This window comes from Pseudomonas sp. PDNC002 (assembly GCF_016919445.1).
In the GTDB taxonomy this organism is placed as follows: domain Bacteria; phylum Pseudomonadota; class Gammaproteobacteria; order Pseudomonadales; family Pseudomonadaceae; genus Pseudomonas.
In genome coordinates this window covers 1,744,561-1,762,896 of sequence record NZ_CP070356.1, presented here as the reverse complement: position 1 = coordinate 1,762,896, position 18,336 = coordinate 1,744,561, and the positions used below count along the sequence as shown (strand labels likewise).

General features: G+C 65.2%; 14 protein-coding genes and 1 tRNA gene. 11 read left to right on the top strand and 4 right to left on the bottom strand.

Annotated features, from left to right (window positions below):
- The first annotated feature begins 55 nt into the window (after positions 1-55).
- Positions 56-565, top strand: coding sequence for a DUF4136 domain-containing protein (locus tag JVX91_RS08110; protein ID WP_205339961.1), 510 nt, complete (start codon positions 56-58; stop codon positions 563-565).
- Positions 566-726: 161 nt separating this feature from the next.
- On the top strand, positions 727-1,956 hold the full coding sequence (locus JVX91_RS08105) for a multifunctional CCA addition/repair protein (protein WP_205338799.1): 1,230 nt from the start codon (positions 727-729) through the stop codon (positions 1,954-1,956).
- A gap of 87 nt (positions 1,957-2,043) precedes the next feature.
- On the opposite strand, the gene folK is transcribed toward JVX91_RS08105, so the two are convergent.
- Positions 2,044-2,580, bottom strand: a complete 537-nt coding sequence (folK, locus tag JVX91_RS08100) for a 2-amino-4-hydroxy-6-hydroxymethyldihydropteridine diphosphokinase (RefSeq protein WP_205338798.1) — start codon at positions 2,578-2,580, stop codon at positions 2,044-2,046.
- Complete coding sequence (folB, locus tag JVX91_RS08095) at positions 2,571-2,924, bottom strand: dihydroneopterin aldolase (RefSeq protein WP_205338797.1); 354 nt, start codon at positions 2,922-2,924, stop codon at positions 2,571-2,573. Before folB ends, folK begins: the two co-directional genes overlap by 10 nt.
- Before the next feature lie 80 nt (positions 2,925-3,004).
- Between folB and plsY the strand changes: the two genes are divergently transcribed.
- Positions 3,005-3,574, top strand: a complete 570-nt coding sequence (gene plsY / locus JVX91_RS08090; protein WP_205338796.1) for a glycerol-3-phosphate 1-O-acyltransferase PlsY — start codon at positions 3,005-3,007, stop codon at positions 3,572-3,574.
- A gap of 94 nt (positions 3,575-3,668) precedes the next feature.
- Here plsY and tsaD read toward each other — a convergent pair whose 3' ends face one another.
- Positions 3,669-4,694 carry a tRNA (adenosine(37)-N6)-threonylcarbamoyltransferase complex transferase subunit TsaD gene (gene tsaD, locus JVX91_RS08085; RefSeq protein ID WP_205338795.1) on the bottom strand — a complete coding sequence of 342 codons (1,026 nt, stop codon included), beginning with the start codon at positions 4,692-4,694 and terminating at the stop codon, positions 3,669-3,671.
- A gap of 200 nt (positions 4,695-4,894) precedes the next feature.
- Here tsaD and rpsU point away from each other — a divergent pair, with 200 nt between their 5' ends.
- The 8 genes from rpsU to JVX91_RS08045 all read left to right on the top strand — a co-directional run bounded on the left by rpsU (position 4,895) and on the right by JVX91_RS08045 (position 17,674).
- Positions 4,895-5,110 carry a 30S ribosomal protein S21 gene (rpsU, locus tag JVX91_RS08080; protein WP_003085057.1) on the top strand — a complete coding sequence of 72 codons (216 nt, stop codon included), beginning with the start codon at positions 4,895-4,897 and terminating at the stop codon, positions 5,108-5,110.
- 209 nt (positions 5,111-5,319) lie between these two features.
- A complete protein-coding gene (dnaG, locus tag JVX91_RS08075) occupies positions 5,320-7,326 on the top strand; it encodes a DNA primase (protein ID WP_205338794.1) in 2,007 nt (668 codons plus the stop codon).
- A 78-nt stretch (positions 7,327-7,404) separates the two neighbouring features.
- On the top strand, positions 7,405-9,255 hold the full coding sequence (gene rpoD / locus JVX91_RS08070; RefSeq protein WP_205338793.1) for an RNA polymerase sigma factor RpoD: 1,851 nt from the start codon (positions 7,405-7,407) through the stop codon (positions 9,253-9,255).
- A gap of 102 nt (positions 9,256-9,357) precedes the next feature.
- Positions 9,358-13,092 (top strand): EAL domain-containing protein, encoded by a 3,735-nt coding sequence (locus tag JVX91_RS08065; RefSeq protein WP_205338792.1) that lies wholly within the window; start codon positions 9,358-9,360, stop codon positions 13,090-13,092.
- Between the two features lie 16 nt (positions 13,093-13,108).
- Positions 13,109-13,185, top strand: a tRNA-Ile gene (locus JVX91_RS08060).
- 254 nt (positions 13,186-13,439) lie between these two features.
- On the top strand, positions 13,440-13,763 hold the full coding sequence (locus JVX91_RS08055) for a hypothetical protein (protein ID WP_205338791.1): 324 nt from the start codon (positions 13,440-13,442) through the stop codon (positions 13,761-13,763).
- A 165-nt stretch (positions 13,764-13,928) separates the two neighbouring features.
- On the top strand, positions 13,929-16,109 hold the full coding sequence (locus JVX91_RS08050) for an EAL domain-containing protein (protein ID WP_205338790.1): 2,181 nt from the start codon (positions 13,929-13,931) through the stop codon (positions 16,107-16,109).
- Positions 16,106-17,674 (top strand): PAS domain-containing methyl-accepting chemotaxis protein, encoded by a 1,569-nt coding sequence (locus tag JVX91_RS08045; protein ID WP_205338789.1) that lies wholly within the window; start codon positions 16,106-16,108, stop codon positions 17,672-17,674. The genes JVX91_RS08050 and JVX91_RS08045 overlap by 4 nt, the downstream gene beginning before the upstream one ends.
- Here JVX91_RS08045 and JVX91_RS08040 read toward each other — a convergent pair.
- Positions 17,671-17,829 carry a YqaE/Pmp3 family membrane protein gene (locus JVX91_RS08040; RefSeq protein ID WP_017516589.1) on the bottom strand — a complete coding sequence of 53 codons (159 nt, stop codon included), beginning with the start codon at positions 17,827-17,829 and terminating at the stop codon, positions 17,671-17,673. The genes JVX91_RS08045 and JVX91_RS08040 overlap by 4 nt on opposite strands.
- Between the last annotated feature and the right edge of the window lie 507 nt (positions 17,830-18,336).

Genomic DNA, 18,336 nt, shown 5'->3' with positions numbered 1-18,336 from the left:
TTGACCGGTGCGGCAGGGGACGACAAGCATGACGGCAACTCCGCTGGAGACCGCCATGCGTCTGTTCGCCATTCTCCTGCTCTGCCTCGCTGTCGCGACCTGCAGCAACCCCGTTCCCCACGCCCAGGTCGCGCACCCCGCGGAGGCGCGCCTGGCAGGGCTGCGCGACTTCCAGCTGATGCCGCCGGAAAACGCCGTCGACACCCTGCCCTATCGCAGCCGTTATCCACTGATCAACGCGCAGGTGCGCCAGGGCCTGATCGAGCGCGGCTACCGCGAGAGCGCGGGCCCGCAGATCCGCGTCTACTACTGGCTGGCGCTGCAGGATGCGCCGCTGGAATTCAAGGTCGATACCCCGCCGCCCAATCCGTTGGGGCCCTATCTCGCCATCCATCGCCTGCGCGACGAGACCGGCACCCTGCGCCTACGGCTGACGGATGCGCAGGAACAGACCCTCTGGGAAGGCACCGTCAGCACCGGCCTCAGCCCCGCCCACGCCAGCGCGACGCTCCTGCAGGACGCCATCGGCGCCCTCGTCCAGCAGATTCCCGCCGCCACGCCGTAACCCCACGCCGCGTAGGAGCGGACTCCGTCCACGATGATATCCGGCGCGATGCGGACCTATCGCGGACAGAGTCCGCTCCTACGAACACGCCCAACACCCCGTCACGCTTGCCCCACCCGCCGCAAACCCCGAAGCTATCCCCCAGAACAGGAGACAGCTTCATGCAGATCTACAAGGTGGGTGGCGCCGTGCGCGATCGCCTGCTCGGCATCCCCTTCAGCGACACCGACTGGGTAGTGGTCGGCGCCAGCGCCGACGAGATGCTCGCCCAGGGCTACCGCCCGGTGGGCGCCGACTTCCCGGTGTTCCTCCACCCGAAGACCGGCGAGGAATACGCCCTCGCCCGCACCGAACGCAAAAGCGGGCGCGGCTACGGCGGCTTCACCTTCTACGCCAGCCCGGACGTCACCCTGGAAGACGACCTGATACGCCGCGACCTGACCATCAACGCCATGGCCGAGGACGCCGAGGGTAACGTCGTCGATCCCTATCACGGCCAGAAGGACCTCGAAGCCCGGCTGCTACGTCACGTCTCTCTCGCCTTCGCCGAAGACCCGCTGCGCGTGCTGCGCGTCGCCCGCTTCGCCGCCCGCTATGCGCCGCTAGGCTTCTGCGTGGCGCCGGAAACCCTGGCGCTGATGCGCGAGCTGTCGGAATCCGGCGAACTGGAAGCCCTGACTGCCGAACGTAGCTGGAAGGAAATCTCCCGCGCCCTGATGGAATCGCGCCCGGACGTGTTCATCCAGGTCCTGCGCGATTGCGGCGCCCTGGCCGTGCTGATGCCGGAAGTCGACGCGCTGTTCGGCGTGCCGCAGCCGCCGCAGCACCATCCGGAAGTAGATACTGGCGAGCACGTGCTGGCCGTATTGCGCGAATGCGCCAAGCGCGACCAGCCGCTCAGCGTACGCTGGGCCTGCCTGGTGCACGACGTGGGCAAGGGTGAAACCCGCGAGGAAGAATGGCCGAAGCACCACGCCCACGAACACCTGGGCCTGCCGCTGATCGACGCGATCAATGCGCGCTTCAAGGTTCCGCGGGACTGCCAGGAGCTGGCGCGGCTGGTCGGCGAGTATCACACCCACTGCCACCGGGCGCTGGAACTGCGGCCGAATACTGTCCTGGAGCTGCTGCAATCCTTCGACGTGTTCCGCCGGCCGCAGCGCTTCGAGGAGTTTCTCGCCGCCAGCGAGATGGACGCCCGCGGCCGTCACGGCCTGGAGGATCGCGCCTACCCACAGGCCGACTACCTTCGCGGCGCAGCGCAAGCCGCTCGCGCGGTCGCAGTGCAACCACTGCTGGAGAAGGGATACAAGGGGGCGGAGCTGGGCGAAGCGCTCAAGCGTGAGCGGCTGACGGCCCTGAAGGCCTACAAGGAAAACTACGCCGCCTGAGCGTAGGGCGTATAACCGTTCGCGGTTATACGCCAATGCGCCGAAGTCTGGACTTCCTACGGAATCACGCCGTTGTAGCACGCCAGATCAGGCCGCCGGATGCGCTTCGATCAGCGTCGCCGGCGTCAGTTCCTTGCCACGCCACTGGAACGGCACCGGCCAGAGCTTCTGCGCAATCTGTGCGTCCGCCCACAGATCAGCAAATGTACGCTGCGCGCCCGGATGCCTGACCTGAGGAGCCAGCAGCGCCAGCGGCCAGAGCACGAAAGCATTCTTCAGCACCTCGGCGCGCGGCAGCACCAAGCCGTCGAACTCGCCATGCAGATCGCCGTACAGCAACACGTCGATATCCAACGGCAGGCCCTTGCGCTCCGGCGCATAGCGACCATTGTCCGCCTCGATGTGCTTAAGCCGCAGGCTCAGCTCCGCCAGCGGCAGGTCGGTACGCGCCACGACCACGAAGTTGTAGAAGGGGCCGCTGCGAATGCCCACCGGCTCGCTCTCGAACACCGGCGAGCAGTGGATATCCTCGAGGAACTCGTCCAGCGCCTCGAGTCCAGCGAGCAGATGGCGCTCGCGCTCGAAGTTGCTGCCCAGCCCCAGGTAGACCGTCGTCAGCGGCATCCGCGTTCGATCTCCACACCCACACCGATGGCCGCCGCAACGGCGCCGGGCTTGGTGACCTTCACGCGCAGCCACTGAATGCCGAATTCCGTCATCAGCAGCTCGGCCAGGCGCTCGGCGAAGGTTTCCACCAGTTGGAAATGCGCATCACGGGCAAACGCCATGACGCGCTCGGAGAGCACGGCGTAGTCCAGGGCCTTGGCGATATCGTCGTCGGCCGCCGCCGGGCGGTTGTCCCAGCCCAGCGTCAGGTCCAGGCGCAGGCACTGCCGGATACCCCGTTCCCAGTCGTAGACGCCGATCACGGTGTCCACTTCCAGCCCCTCGATGAAAACTCTGTCCACTGACTGCATGCTCCAAGGCGACACGACAATCGGTCGGCACCCCGTTAGAATCGGAAACGACCTCGTCTCCGGTGGAAACCATGTTCTGGTTCTTGGCGATCCTCGCCTACCTGCTCGGATCACTGTCCTTCGCGGTACTGCTCAGTCGCCTGTTCGGCACTGCCGACCCGCGCGCCAGCGGCTCGGGCAACCCCGGCGCCACCAACATGCTGCGCCTGGCCGGCAAGAAGATCGCCATCCTCACCCTGCTCGGCGACCTCGCCAAGGGTCTGCTGCCCGTGCTCATCGCCCGCCTGCTCGGTCTATCCGACATGGAGCAGGCCTGGGTGGGGCTGGCAGCGGTGATCGGCCACCTCTACCCGCTGTATTTCAATTTCCGTGGCGGCAAGGGCGTTGCCACCGCCGCCGGCATGTTGCTGGCGCTGTACCCGCCGGCCGCGCTGCTCGCGGCAGTCGCCTGGCTGGTCACCTTCAAGCTGTCGCGCACCAGTTCGCTGGCTTCCCTGGTGGCCACGCCGCTGACCCTGCCGCTGCTGGCCTGGCAGGAACCTTCGGCACTGCTGCCAATGACCGTGCTCACTGGCCTGATCGTCTGGCGCCATCGCAGCAATCTGCGCGATCTTCTCGCCGGGCGCGAACGTCACTTCTAGAGCCGCGAGCTTCCCGGCCCACGTCACCCACTGCAAGCGAAAAAACGGCCCATGCCGCTCAGAGCATGTGCCGCGTCGTTTGCAGCTTGATTATTCAGATGGCCGGCAACGACTCCATTGGCCAACGCGCCTGGACGCCAATCGACGGGCCGTCCTGTTGCCCGGCCACCAGCCGCTGGCAGCCAGCATAGGCGATCATCGCGCCGTTATCGGTGCAGAAGCGCGGGCGGGCATAGAACACCTGGCCCTTCATCTCGCCGAGCATCTTCTCCAGATTCTGCCGCAGCGCCTGGTTGGCGCTCACGCCACCGGCGATCACCAGGCTCTTCAGGTGAGTCTGCTTGAGCGCGCGCTTGCACTTGATGGTCAGGGTCTCGACGACCGCGGTCTGGAACGCCAGGGCGATGTCGCAGCGTGTCTGTTCGCTGTCATCACCCTCGGCAACGCAGCGTTGCCAGGTGTTCAGGGCGAAGGTCTTGAGACCGCTGAAACTGAAATCCAGGCCGGGACGGTCGGTCATCGGCCGCGGGAAGACGAAACGACCAGCGGTGCCGCGCTCGGCCAGCCGGGCGATCTCCGGGCCTCCGGGGTAGGCCAGGCCGAGAAGCTTGGCGGTCTTGTCGAAGGCTTCGCCGGCCGCGTCGTCCACCGACTCACCGAGCACCTGGTAGCGGCCGATGCCATCCACTCGAACCAGCTGAGTGTGGCCCCCGGACACCAACAAGGCGACGAACGGAAACTTCGGCGGCTGCTCTTCCAGCATGGGCGCCAACAGGTGACCTTCCATGTGGTGCACGCCGACAGCCGGTATACCCCAGGCGAACGCCATGGCCTGGGCACAGGACGCGCCCACCAGCAGCGCCCCCACCAGGCCGGGGCCGGCGGTATAGGCAATGGCGTCGATGTCTTCGGCGGTGCGGCCGGACTCGTCCAGCACCTGGCGAATCAGCGGCAGCATGCGCTTGACGTGATCACGGGAGGCCAGCTCGGGAACCACGCCGCCATATACGCGGTGCAGATCGATCTGGCTGAACAGCGCATCGGCCAGCAGGCCTTTTTCGCTGTCGTACAGGGCGACGCCGGTCTCGTCGCAGGAGGTTTCCAACCCCAGCACTAGCATGGGTTTGAGCCTTTACTCTGGGCAAAATTGAAGCCGCGCATCATAATCGCCGGCTGGGCTTCGGACCAGTGCTTTTCGATCGGAGGCTTTGCATTCCTCCGTCCGAACGTTTAATATCCGCAACCCTTGAAAACCGCCGACTCCGAACAACCGTCAGGAGCGCGATAAATCCTCCGGTAATCATTGAAGGTACGACCTGGATGCCCGCCGTCAAAGTTAAAGAGAACGAACCCTTCGACGTAGCCCTGCGTCGTTTCAAGCGCTCCTGCGAAAAAGCAGGCGTACTGGCCGAAGTCCGTAGCCGTGAGTTCTACGAAAAGCCGACCGCCGAGCGTAAGCGCAAGGCCGCTGCCGCTGTTAAGCGTCACGCCAAGAAAGTGCAGCGCGAACAGCGCCGCCGCGAGCGCCTGTACTGAGTTACAGCGCTAAGCCGCACGCTTTCCGCATCGCCCGGCCCACTCGCCGGGCGTGTGCCTTGTAAGGCACGACCACTCCGATTCGCGATCGCGAACTTCGGAGTTTTTGCTTTTTCGCGCCCCATGCTTGTTTTCCAGTCCCACGAATAGCCACTCGCGGCGTCATTGCCGGGAGTATGCTTGGGTCCACCCTGCGTCCCGATGAGTCTATGGCCGGCCTGATTCCACAATCCTTCATCGATGACCTGCTCAACCGCACCGACATCCTCGATGTGGTGGGCTCGCGCATCCAGCTGAAGAAAACCGGCAAGAACTACAGCGCCTGCTGCCCGTTCCATAAAGAGAAAACCCCCTCTTTCACCGTCAGCCCGGACAAGCAGTTCTACTACTGCTTCGGTTGCGGCGCTGGCGGCAACGCGCTCGGCTTCATCATGGACCACGACCAGCTGGACTTCGTCCAGGCGGTCGAAGACCTGGCCAAGCGCGCGGGCATGGACGTGCCCCGCGAAGAAGGCCGGCGCGGCAACAAGCCACGGCAACCGGTCGACTCGCCGCTCTACCCGTTGCTCACCGCCGCCGCAGATTTCTACCGCCAGGCACTGAAAAGCCACCCGGCGCGCAAGGCTGCGGTGGAATACCTCAAGGGCCGCGGCCTGACCGGGGAAATCGCTCGCGACTTCGGCCTGGGCTTCGCCCCACCGGGGTGGGACAACCTGCTGAAGAACCTGGGCGGCGACAATCTGCAGCTCAAGGCCATGCTCGACGCCGGCCTGCTGGTGGAGAACCCCGACAGCGGCAAGCGCTACGACCGCTTCCGTGACCGGGTGATCTTCCCCATCCGCGACAGCCGCGGCCGAGTGATCGCCTTCGGCGGCCGGGTACTGGGCGACGACAAGCCGAAGTACCTCAACTCGCCGGAAACCCCCGTCTTCCATAAAGGACAGGAACTCTACGGCCTGTACGAGGCGCGGAAGAACAACCGGGATCTCGACGAGATCATGGTGGTCGAAGGCTACATGGACGTCATCGCCCTCGCCCAGCAAGGCATCCGCAATGCGGTCGCCACCCTGGGCACCGCCACCAGTGAAGAACACATCAAGCGGCTGTTCCGCATCGTGCCGAACATCCTCTTCTGCTTCGACGGCGACCAGGCTGGCCGTAACGCCGCCTGGCGCGCACTGGAATCGGCGCTGACGAACCTGCAGGACGGCCGCAAGGTACGCTTCCTGTTCCTGCCCGAGGGCGAAGATCCGGATAGCCTGGTGCGCGCCGAAGGCCCGGACGCGTTCCGTGCCCGCCTCGCCCATCAGGCCCAGCCACTGGCGGACTATTTCTTCCAGCAGCTGACCCAGGAAGCCGATCCCAGCACGCTGGAAGGCAAGGCGCACCTGGCGACACTGGCCGGTCCGCTGCTGGAGAAGATCCCCGGCAACACCCTGCGCCTGCTGATGCGCCAACGCCTGGGCGAGATCACCGGCCTTTCCGCCGATGCACTCAACCAGATCAGCGCACCGCGTAACGCCCACGCCGGACATGCGTCACCGGCGCCAACGCACGCGGCGGAACACACCCACGAGTACGCCGACTACGACATGGGCCAGTTCGCCGATCATGGCGATAACCACCATTATCAGGATGCTTCGAACTACTTCGAGGCGCCGCAAGAGTTCTCCGCCGGCAAGACGGGGGGAAAACCGGGCAAGAAAGCCTGGAAAGGCGACCGGAAATGGGATGGCAAAGGCAAGAAAGGTGAATTCGTTCCGCGCCAGCCGCGGACCGAGATCAAGGTCGAATCGCCAACCCTGACCGCCCTGCGCACACTCCTGCACCATCCGCAACTGGCGCAGAAAGTCGAGGACGCGAGCCATTTCGCCAACGAAGGCCAGACCTATTCGCAGCTACTGGCCGCCCTGGTCGAGGCCCTGCAGAAGAACCCGAGCCAACGCTCGATGCATCTGATCGCCCGCTGGCACGGCACCCCGCAAGGGCGCCTGCTGCAGGTACTGGCGCAAAAGGAATGGCTGATTGATCAGGGCAATCTTGAAAAGCAGTTCATCGACACCATTACTACACTTGCACAAAGCCAACTGCACGGCAGCCGCGAAGCACGTCTGCGTAGCGTGCTGCAGAAAAGCCCCAGTGAACTGACCGACGAAGAGAAAGCGTTACTGCGGGAGCACATCAGTTCCCCCTCGTCACCAGGCCCCCAGAGCTGAACTGGCGCCTGAAGCCTCGAATCTGGTATAATCCTCGGCTTATTTCAGCCCGCCAAGACCTTCAGTGGATAGGGTGTTATGTCCGGAAAAGCGCAACAGCAATCACGTCTCAAAGAGTTGATCACCCGTGGTCGTGAGCAGGGTTACCTGACTTACGCGGAGGTCAACGACCACCTGCCGGAGGATATCTCTGATCCGGAACAGGTAGAAGACATCATCCGCATGATCAACGACATGGGGATCAACGTATTCGAGACAGCCCCGGATGCGGATGCCCTGTTGCTGGCGGAAACCGATACCGACGAAGCTGCCGCCGAAGAAGCCGCTGCCGCCCTTGCCGCGGTAGAGAGCGACGTTGGCCGCACGACCGACCCGGTGCGCATGTACATGCGTGAAATGGGTACCGTGGAACTGCTGACCCGCGAAGGCGAGATCGAAATCGCCAAACGCATCGAGGAAGGCATCCGCGAGGTCATGAGTGCCATCTCGCAGTTCCCCGGCGCGGTGGACGGCATCCTCGACGAATACCAGCGTGTGGTTTCCGAAGGCGGCCGCCTGTCGGACATTCTCAGCGGCTATATCGACCCGGACGACGGCAGCCTGCCGGCCGAGGAAGTCGAGCCGGTCGGTCTGAAGGATGACGCCGAAGCCAAGGACAAGGACGAAGAGGACGAAGAGTCCGACGGCGATAGCTCCGATGATGACGAAGGCGATGGCGGTCCGGATCCGGAAGAAGCCGCCCGTCGTTTCGGCGCCGTTTCCGAGCAGCTCGAAAAGACCAAGAAGGCCCTGAAGAAGCACGGCCGTGGCAGCAAGCAGGCTGGCGAAGAAATGCTGGCGCTGGCCGAGCTGTTCATGCCGATCAAGCTGGTGCCCAAGCAGTTCGACGCCCTGGTCGCCAAAGTCCGCGATTCGCTGGACAGCGTTCGCCGCCAGGAACGCGCCATCATGCAGCTGTGCGTGCGTGATGCCCGCATGCCGCGCGCCGACTTCCTGCGCCAGTTCCCCGGCCACGAAACCGACACCGCCTGGGTCGACGCCGTACTCAAGGGCAAGCCCAAGTACGCCGAAGCCATCGAGCGCCTGCGTGACGACATCCTGCGCAACCAGCAGAAGCTGGCTGATCTGGAAACCAGCTCGCAGTTGACCGTTGCCGAGATCAAGGACGTCAACCGCGCCATGTCCATCGGCGAGGCGAAAGCCCGTCGTGCGAAGAAGGAGATGGTCGAGGCGAACCTGCGTCTGGTGATCTCCATCGCCAAGAAGTACACCAACCGCGGCCTGCAGTTCCTCGACTTGATCCAGGAAGGCAACATCGGCCTGATGAAGGCGGTGGACAAGTTCGAATACCGCCGCGGCTACAAGTTCTCGACCTACGCCACCTGGTGGATTCGCCAGGCGATCACCCGTTCGATCGCCGACCAGGCCCGCACCATCCGTATTCCGGTGCACATGATCGAGACGATCAACAAGCTCAACCGTATCTCCCGCCAGATGCTGCAGGAGATGGGTCGCGAACCGACCCCGGAAGAGCTGGGCGAACGCATGGACATGCCGGAAGACAAGATCCGCAAGGTCCTGAAGATCGCCAAGGAACCGATCTCCATGGAAACGCCGATCGGTGACGACGAAGACTCGCACCTGGGCGACTTCATCGAGGACTCCACCATGCAGTCGCCGATCGAAGTGGCGACCAGCGAGAGCCTCAAGGAAGCCACCCGCGAAGTCCTCGCCGGCCTCACCGCTCGCGAAGCCAAGGTCCTGCGCATGCGTTTCGGCATCGACATGAATACCGACCATACCCTCGAGGAAGTCGGCAAGCAGTTCGATGTAACCCGCGAACGTATCCGCCAGATCGAAGCCAAGGCGCTGCGCAAGCTGCGCCACCCGTCGCGAAGCGAGCACCTGCGCTCCTTCCTCGACGAGTGATGAAGAACCCCCGGCCCTAAACCGGGGGTTTTTCTTTGGGCCTTCCAAAGGGCAAAGGGCCACGTCTACACTTCGGCTTACTTTCCGAGAAAGAGGCCGTCCATGCCGCGTCTGCAGGCAGTTCTACTGTGGTGCCTCGCATTCTGGGCGGGACAGGCCCTCGCCCTGAACCTCACGCCCGAGGAACAGCGCTGGCTGCAGGATCATCCGAGCCTTCGCCTGGGAGTGGACGCCTCCTGGCCTCCCTTCGAATTCCGCGATGACACCGGCCAGTACCAGGGCCTGGCCGCCAGCTATGTGAAGCTGATCGGCCAGCATCTGAATGTCCAGCTGCAACCGGTCGAGCCGGCCAGTTGGACCGACGTCCTGCAGAAGGCCCGCGACAAGCGCATCGACCTGCTACCCGGCATCATGGCGACGCCCGATCGCCTGGAATACCTGACCTTCTCCCGCCCCTACCTCGACTTCCCGATCATCATCCTCGGCCGCAAGAACGGCCCCGCGCCGACCAACCTCAAGGAGCTCTACGGCCTGAAAGTCGGCGTCGTGGCCCATTACGCGCCCTACGAGTTGCTGGTCACCAACCACCCCGATCTCAATCTCTCGCCGCTGCCGACCATTGCCGCGGGGCTCCAGGCGTTAGCCACCGGACAAGTCGACGTGTTCGTCGGCGACCTCGCCTCCAGCGTCTGGAATCTGCGTCAGCTCAAGCTGGAAGGACTGCAGATCAGCGGCGAAACTCCCTATCGCTATCAGTTGGCGATGGCCGCACCGAAGGATCAGGCGATCCTCATCGAGATCATCGACAAGGTCATCGCCGACCTGAAGCCCGCAGACATCGAGGCACTGCAGGCGCCCTGGGTCGGCGGCCTGCTCGACAAGCGCAACATCTGGCGCGAAGTCTTTGCCGTGGCGTTGCCGATCCTGCTACTGATCGCGCTGTCCGTCCTGGTGCTCGTGACCATGAACCGTCGCCTGCGCGCCGAGGTGCAGCGTCGCGAGAAACTCGAACAGGCCCTGCGCGACAGCGAACAGCATTACCGCGGCCTGGTCGAAAGCCTCGCTGCCATCGCCTGGGAAATGCGCCTGGCGGAAAACCGCTTCACCTATGTCTCGCCCCACGCCCAGCGCCTGCTCGGCTACCCGCTCCGCGACTGGCTGGAGCCCGGCTTCTGGCAGCGCACCCTGCATCCGGAGGACGCCGCCCATGCGGTGAACTACTGCCTCAGCGAAAGCCAGGCGGGGCGCAACCACAGCTTCGATTACCGCATGCTGGCCGCCGATGGCCGCGTCGTGTGGATCCGCGACATCGTCACGCTGATCCAGCACGGCGACGACCTGATCCTCCGCGGCCTGATGATCGACATCACCGACGCCAAGCACACCGAGCAGGCACTACGCCTGTCCGAGCAGAAATTCGCCTCTGTGTTCCACCACTGCCCGGACATCATCGTTCTCGCCCGCCGCGTCGACGGAACCTTGCTGGCGGTCAACAGCACCTTCGAGCAGCAGATCGGCATTCCCGCCAGCGAAGCGCTGGGCAGGACGTCCACCGAACTGGGCATCTGGGGCGCCCCCGGCATGGGCCCGGCGATGCTCAAACGCCTGCAGGGCGAGCCGCTGAACAACGTCGAGATTCCCTTGAATCGACGTGATGGCAGCCACTTCACCGCGCTGCTCTCGGCCCAGCACATCATCCTCGACGACACCCCGGCGCTGGTCGTGGTGGTGCGCAACATTTCCCAGGTGAAGGAAACCCAGGAACAGCTGCGCGTTTCCGAGGAAAAATTCGCCAAAGCCTTCCACGCCTCCCCCGACGGCATGCTCATTTCGCGCATCAGCGACGGACGGCTGGTGGAGGTCAACCAGGGTTTCTCGCGCATCACCGGCTACAGCCGCGAGGAGGCAGCCGATCGCTCAACCCTCGACCTGCAGCTGTGGGCCAACCCCGAGGACCGCGACAAGCTGCTCAGGGTCATCGACCGGATCTCCAGCGTGCAGGACTTCACCGCGCAGATCCGCACCCGCGACGGCAGCCTGCGCCTGTGCGAGCTGTCCGCCCATCGCATCACCATCGGCACCGACGAGTGCATGCTGACCATCGCCCGGGATATCACCGAGCGTCAGCAGATGCAGGAAAAGCTCCTGCTCGCCGCCACCGTGTTCGAAAGCACCGCCGAAGGCGTGATGATCACCGATGCGCAGCAGCGGATCGTCGCGGTCAACCGCGCCTTCAGCGAGATCACCGGCTACAGCGAACACGAAGCGCTCGGCAACACGCCGCGGCTGCTCTCGTCCGGGCAGCACGACAGCAGTTTCTACGTCGCCCTCTGGCACCAGCTCGCCGCCGAAGGCCACTGGCAGGGCGAAATCTGGAACCGCCGCAAGAACCACGAGCTGTACCCGGAGTGGCTGACCATCAGCGCGGTGCGCAACGTCGATGGCGCGCTGTCGCACTACGTTGGCGTATTCGCCGACATCTCCACGCTCAAGTACGCCCAGGCGCGCCTGGACTACCAGGCCCATCACGACCCGCTCACCGGCCTACCCAACCGCCTGCTGTTCGAAAGCCGCCTGACCGCTTCCCTCAAGGAAGCCCAGGAGGACAATCACCAGGGTGCCGTGCTGTTCCTCGACCTCGATCGCTTCAAGCACATCAACGACAGCCTCGGCCACCCGGTCGGCGACCTGCTGCTCAAGTCCATCGCCACCCGCCTGCGCGAACAACTGCGGGATGTCGACACCGTGGCGCGGCAGGGTGGGGACGAGTTCATCATCCTCCTGCCCGGCTTGCACCACGCCCTGGACGCCGAACACGTGGCGAACAAGCTGCTGCAATGCTTCGACAAGCCATTCATCGCCGGCGAACAGGAGTTCTTCGTCAGCGCCAGCATCGGTATCTGCCTGTATCCCGGCGATGGCGGAGACGTTGCCACGCTGGTGAAGAATGCCGACGCCGCCATGTACCGCGCCAAGGCCCAGGGCCGCAACCGCGTCGAGTTCTACACCCGCGAGCTGACCTTCCAGGCCACCGAGCGCATGGCCCTGGAGCACGAACTACGGCGCGCCCTGGAGACCGATCAACTGCAGCTCTACTACCAGCCGAAACTGGCGCTGGGCAGCGGCCTGTTGGTAGGTGCCGAGGCGCTTATCCGTTGGAAACATCCGCAATTCGGTGCGATTTCTCCGGATCGATTCATTCCGCTGGCGGAGGAAAACGGCCTGATCCTGCCCCTGGGTGACTGGGTGCTGCGCGAAGCCTGCCGGCAGATGAGCCACTGGCAGGACAGCCACGCCGCCTTCGGCCCGTTGTCGGTCAACCTGGCCGGCGCGCAGCTGCGCCAGACCAACCTGGTCGAACGCATCCGCGAACTACTCGCCCAGTACAACCTCCAGCCCTCGCGTCTGCAGTTGGAGATCACCGAAAGCTTCCTGATGCACCAGACCGAAGAAGCCCTGTCGATCCTGCACAGCCTCAAGCACCTTGGGGTGCAGCTGGCCATCGACGACTTCGGCACCGGCTATTCCTCGCTGAGCTACCTCAAGCAGTTGCCGCTGGACACCCTGAAGATCGACCAGTCCTTCGTCCATGGCCTGCCGGACGATCCGCACGACGCCGCCATCGCCCGCGCCATCATCGCCCTGGGCCGCAGCATGAACCTCACGGTGATCGCCGAAGGCGTGGAGCACGAAGCCCAGGAGCGCTTCCTCGAGGCCGAGGGCTGCGACCAGATCCAGGGTTACGCCTTGAGCGCCCCGCTGCCAGCCGACGCCTTTGCCAACCGCTTCCTGGTCCCGCTGTACCCGATTGGCGCAACCCGGAACGCGCCGTTATAATCCGCCCGCCTTCTGGGGGCCTATAGCTCAGTTGGTTAGAGCAGAGGACTCATAATCCTTTGGTCCACGGTTCGAGTCCGTGTGGGCCCACCACCTCTTCAGCAAAAGCCGCGCAGATGCGCGGCTTTTGCGTTTCCGGGCTTTGACAAGCGGCGAGCGGGACGTCGAGAACATGACGGAAGGAGCCCGCTCCGACCGCGCTCGCCGGTTTTCCGCCACCGCAATGCGAGCCACTTCACACCCGCCGTCGACCATCTGACGCAGGCGCCGCGCCGACATGACAGGGGTCAATATCAGATTGCCACTAGCCGTTAAATTGGCAGCTCCCTGCTATGAGTGAGCCCCTCATGACTCTCCACCGGTATCCAGTCCAGTTGCTGGTCACTTCCCAGGACCCGGCGCTGGCACGCCAGGTTCGTGCCTTGCTGGCGGCCTACGAGCTGCCCTGCGCGGTGATGGAAGGGCCGCGTAACTGCGAGCAAGCGCCGCTGTGCCGATGGTTCAAGGACGCGCCTTTGAGCGATTCGGCGCGGATACTGGCGCTGCTGGCCGATGCCATCGGTGTGCTGGAGAAGACCCGCCATGCCTTCCGCTCCCGCGAGCTGGGCGAGCTGCGCCAGCGCCTGAGCGGCGCACTGCAGGAGTTGTCGGGGCCGCGCCCGCTGGTGTAAAAGACTTCCACCCGCGTTCCGCCATTGCGGAAGCTGGCTTTGCCGGGCAGGACTTGTGGGCCTGCAAGACAAAGCGCCGAGTTGGTCACCGTCGATTTCGACGTGATGACGAGCCGGCGCTTTTTTCATGCCCGACAAAAACAGCAGACCCGCAAGGAGCCGAACATGGGCCTGGGACCGAAGCTCGATAGCGTGCTCGAGCGCATCGGCCTGTCGACGATGGAAGTCGATCAGCGCCTGAGTTACCTGGAGTGGCGCGAGGAGGACGGCCGCCATCTGCATGGCCGCGCCGCCGAACTGGAGGGCTGCCACCAGCGCTTCATCGAGCAGCTCTACGATCACCTGCGCCATTATCCGCCCCTGGGCGCGATTCTCTCCGAGCCGGCAACGCTGGCTCGCCTGAAATGCAGCCAGTTCGAATACTACCGCCAGCTGTGGGACGCGCCGCAGGACGCCGACTACGTGCGCGACCGCCTGCGTATCGGGCTGGTGCACCAGCAGGTCGGCGTCGAGCTGAAGTGGTACATGGGCGCCTATCGCCTTTACCTGGACCAGATGCTCGCCGACCTGATGGGCGATGCGCCGGAAGCCAGGACCTACGCCAGCCTGCTCAAGCGGGTGTTCTTCGACATGTCGCTGGCCATCGACACCTATGGCGCCGCCCAGCGCCAGGCGCTGGAGGACAGCGAGGCGCGCTTCGCCCGAGCCCTGCGCGGCGCCAACGACGGCATCTGGGACTGGGATCTGGGCAACGACCGCCTCTACGTTTCCGAGCGCTGGGCGCGCATGCTCGGCCTGACCCGCGACAACCTCGGCGAAGGCAGCACCAGCTGGTTCGCCCGCGTGCATCCGGACGACCTGCCCGGCCTGCGCAAGGCCATCGACGCACACCTGCGCGGCAGCAGCGCACTGCTCAGCCACGAGTACCGCATCCGCCAGCGCGACGGCAATTACCTCTGGGTGCTGGCGCGCGGCGTGGTCACCGACGGGCGCATGGCTGGCTCGCAGACCGACATCAGTCAGCACAAGGCCAGCGAGCACCAGCTCAGCCACGCCGCCCGGCATGACCCGCTCACCGGCCTGGGCAACCGCCTGCGCCTGGACGAGTTGCTGCAACAGGCCCTGATGCGCCAGCGCCGCCCCGGCGCACGCGAATCCGGACTGCTGTTCATCGATCTGGACCGCTTCAAGCTGATCAACGACAGCCTCGGCCACGCGGTCGGCGACCGCGTGCTGGTGGAAGTTTCCCAGCGCCTGCTGCGTTGCCTGCGACCGGGCGATCACCTGGCGCGCTTCGGCGGCGACGAGTTCGTGGTGCTGCTGGACGACCTGGCCAGCCTGGTCGACGCCGAACAGGTCGCGCAGCGCATGCTCGATTGCCTGCGCCAGCCGCTGCATGTGGACGGCCGCACCCTGGTGGTCAGCGCCAGCATCGGCATCACCGGGTTGATGACCGACGGCCAGGCCATCGACACGTTGCAGGCCGCCGACCTCGCGCTGTACCGCGCCAAGGAGGCCGGCAAGGCGCAGTACGCACGCTTCAGCCTCGAACTGCAGGCCGAAGCGCAGCGCCGGCTCGACTTGGAGAGCGCGCTGGCGCAAGCCCTGCGCCGCGAGGAGTTCAGCCTGCACTACCAGCCCATCGTCCGCCTGGACCGCGAATCGCCCCGCTGGGAAGCAGTGGAAGTGCTGCTGCGCTGGAAGCACAACGGCCAGTCGGTCTCGCCGCTGGACTTCATCCCGGCGCTGGAAGAGTCGGGCGAGATCGTCGCGGTGGGCGACTGGGTACTGCGCCAGGCCTGCCGGCAGACGGCGTTGTGGCAGAGCCAGGGACATCGCAGCCTGTACTGTTCGGTCAATCTGTCGAGTCGGCAACTGCAGCAGCCGGGCTTCGCTGCGCGGGTGCAGCAGATCCTCGACGAGAGCGGCCTGTCGCCGCGCAGCCTGGTGCTGGAGATCACCGAGAGCCTGCTGATGCAGGACGGCGCGGAAACCCTCGCCTGCCTGCGCGAACTGGCCGCCGAGGGCGTGCGCCTGGCGCTGGACGATTTCGGCACCGGCTATTCCTCACTGGGCTACCTCAAGCGCTACCCGCTGCACATCCTCAAGGTCGACCGCAGCTTCATCACCCGCGTGCCGGACGACCCGGAGCTCAGCGCCATCTGCCGCGCCATCATCGGCCTGGGCCACAGCCTCGGCCTGGAAGTGGTGGCCGAAGGCGTGGAGCGCCAGGAGCACCTCGACTTCCTGCGAGCCGAGGGCTGCCGCCATGCCCAGGGCTTCCTGTTCAGCAAGCCGCTGGCGCCGGAGGAACTCTTCCCAACCTGCCTGGAGCATCAGCGATGAAGCAGAACCTGCCGATCACTGGGCGCCAGGTGGATGTGCCGGCCAACGCCAACATTCTCTCCACCACGGACCTCAAGGGTGCGGTCACCCATGTGAACCCGGATTTCATCAAGGTCAGCGGCTTCGAGGCCGAGGAACTGGTGGGTTTCAACCATAACCGCGTGCGCCATCCGGACATGCCTCCCGCTGCCTTCGCCCATCTCTGGCAGACGTTGCAGGCCGGGCGCAGCTGGATGGGCCTGGTGAAGAACCGCTGCAAGAATGGCGATCACTACTGGGTCAGCGCCTTCGTCACGCCAATCCGCCACGGCGGCAAGGTGGTGGAGTACCAGTCGGTGCGCACTCGCCCCGGCGCCGAGCAGGTCGACGCGGCCGAGCGCCTGTACGCGCGGATGCGCGAGGGAGCGACGTTGCGTCGTCCTCGCCTGCCGCTGGTGGCGCAACTGTTGATCGGGCTGATCCTGGCGCAAGCCGGGGGAGCCCTGCTGGCGCTGTGGTTGCCGAAACTTATGCCACTGGGCTTCCTGCTGGCACTGGGCGCCTCCGGCGCGTGGCTGGTACTGCGCCTGCAACCGCTCGGCGCGCTCCTCGCGCGGGCCCGAAAATTCGCCGACAACCCGCTGAGCCAGCAGCTCTACACCGGCCGCAGCGACGAGTTCGGCGAACTGGAGTTCGCCTTCCGCATGCTGGAGGCGGAGACCGCCGCAGTCGTCGGACGCATGGCGGATGCCTCGCACCAGTTGGCCGAACACTCCGCCGCGCTGGCCGATGCCATGGCCGGCGGCAGCGCCGCTTCACAGTTGCAGCAACGCGAGACTGAACAGGTGGCCAGCGCAATGCAGCAGCTCGCGCAGAGCGTCCAGGAAGTCGCCAGGCACGCACAGCACAGTGCGGTGGCCGCGCAATGCAGCGAGCGCATCACCCAGTCCGGGCATCAGGATGTGCATGGCACGCGCGGCCAACTGGCAGCACTGGAGGCCGGCGTGCGCGCAGCGAGTGTCGCAGTGGAACAGCAGAAGGAGCACAGCGAGGCGATCTCGCGGATGCTCGAGGTGATCCGCGATGTCGCCGGGCAAACCAACCTGCTGGCGCTCAACGCCGCCATCGAGGCGGCGCGCGCCGGGGAAAGCGGGCGTGGTTTTGCGGTAGTCGCTGACGAGGTGCGGGCACTGGCTTCGCGCACGGAGAACTCCGCGCGGGATATCCAGTCGCTGGTGGGCAATCTGCAGCAAGGCGCCGAGGATTCGGTGCGGGCGCTATGGCACTGCTGCGAGCAGGCGGTCGCCAGCCTGGAGCAGGCCGGGCACGCGGCGGGCACGCTGGAACAGATCAGCGAGCAGGTCTCGGCGATCCAGCGCATGAGCCTGGAGATCGCCGAAGCCATCGAGGAACAGGGCGTCGCCAGCGAGGACGTGCAGCGCAGCCTGCACGCCATTCGCAGCTCGGCGGACAGCAATGCGGAGAAGGTCGGCACCTGCCAGCGCAGCGCCGCGCGTATGGCAGAGCTGTCAGCGGAGCTGAGGATGCTGGCGGAGCATTTCTGGGAGGGCAGCCGGGCGGGTTAGCGCTTGGCGATGATGTAGACGGCGTGGACGATGCCGGGGATGTAGCCGAGCAGCGTCAGCAGGATGTTGAGCCAGAACGCGCCGCCGAAACCGACCTGGAGGAACACGCCCAGCGGCGGCAGAAGAATGGCGATGAGGATGCGGATGAAGTCCATGCGGTGGCTCCTTGTGAGATTGCCTTGTGCATGGAATTGACCGCTGGCGGGGGAAGCGGGTTCAGAGAATCTGCTGCTGGCGCGCCGTGGGGTGGGCTGTGTCGGTGATGGTGGCCCCCGGCGATAACAGTTTCGGCGGGGGGACAATCGCGGACGGAGTCCGCTCCTACGCACCCGGAGGTGCTGGCGCTTGTTCCGAGCGCAGGAGCGACAGTCTTTCTCGGGAAGTCCGTGCCGATGCTTCCCCTCACCCCAGCCCTCTCCCAGAGGGAGAGGGAGCCGTCCGTGCCGGCTGACGCCATGGTGTCATTCTGCACCGCCCCGTCCCCTCTCCCAGAGGGAGAGGAAGCCGTCCGTGCCGGCTGACGCCAGGGTGTCATTCTGCACCGCCCCGTCCCCTCTCCCAGAGGGAGAGGAAGCCGTCCGTGCCGGCTGACGCCAGGGTGTCATTCTGCACCGCCCCGTCCCCTCTCCCAGAGGGAGAGGAAGCCGTCCGTGCCGGCTGAC

What these genes read in the sequence shown, in the direction of transcription:
- JVX91_RS08110 (WP_205339961.1), top strand. Translation starts at nt 56, where the DNA reads ATGCGTCTGTTCGCCATTCTCCTGCTCTGCCTCGCTGTCGCGACCTGC.
- JVX91_RS08105 (WP_205338799.1), top strand. Translation starts at nt 727, where the DNA reads ATGCAGATCTACAAGGTGGGTGGCGCCGTGCGCGATCGCCTGCTCGGC.
- folK (WP_205338798.1), bottom strand. Translation starts at nt 2,580, where the DNA reads ATGCCGCTGACGACGGTCTACCTGGGGCTGGGCAGCAACTTCGAGCGC.
- plsY (WP_205338796.1), top strand. Translation starts at nt 3,005, where the DNA reads ATGTTCTGGTTCTTGGCGATCCTCGCCTACCTGCTCGGATCACTGTCC.
- tsaD (WP_205338795.1), bottom strand. Translation starts at nt 4,694, where the DNA reads ATGCTAGTGCTGGGGTTGGAAACCTCCTGCGACGAGACCGGCGTCGCC.
- rpsU (WP_003085057.1), top strand. Translation starts at nt 4,895, where the DNA reads ATGCCCGCCGTCAAAGTTAAAGAGAACGAACCCTTCGACGTAGCCCTG.
- dnaG (WP_205338794.1), top strand. Translation starts at nt 5,320, where the DNA reads ATGGCCGGCCTGATTCCACAATCCTTCATCGATGACCTGCTCAACCGC.
- rpoD (WP_205338793.1), top strand. Translation starts at nt 7,405, where the DNA reads ATGTCCGGAAAAGCGCAACAGCAATCACGTCTCAAAGAGTTGATCACC.
- JVX91_RS08065 (WP_205338792.1), top strand. Translation starts at nt 9,358, where the DNA reads ATGCCGCGTCTGCAGGCAGTTCTACTGTGGTGCCTCGCATTCTGGGCG.
- JVX91_RS08055 (WP_205338791.1), top strand. Translation starts at nt 13,440, where the DNA reads ATGACTCTCCACCGGTATCCAGTCCAGTTGCTGGTCACTTCCCAGGAC.
- JVX91_RS08050 (WP_205338790.1), top strand. Translation starts at nt 13,929, where the DNA reads ATGGGCCTGGGACCGAAGCTCGATAGCGTGCTCGAGCGCATCGGCCTG.
- JVX91_RS08045 (WP_205338789.1), top strand. Translation starts at nt 16,106, where the DNA reads ATGAAGCAGAACCTGCCGATCACTGGGCGCCAGGTGGATGTGCCGGCC.
- JVX91_RS08040 (WP_017516589.1), bottom strand. Translation starts at nt 17,829, where the DNA reads ATGGACTTCATCCGCATCCTCATCGCCATTCTTCTGCCGCCGCTGGGC.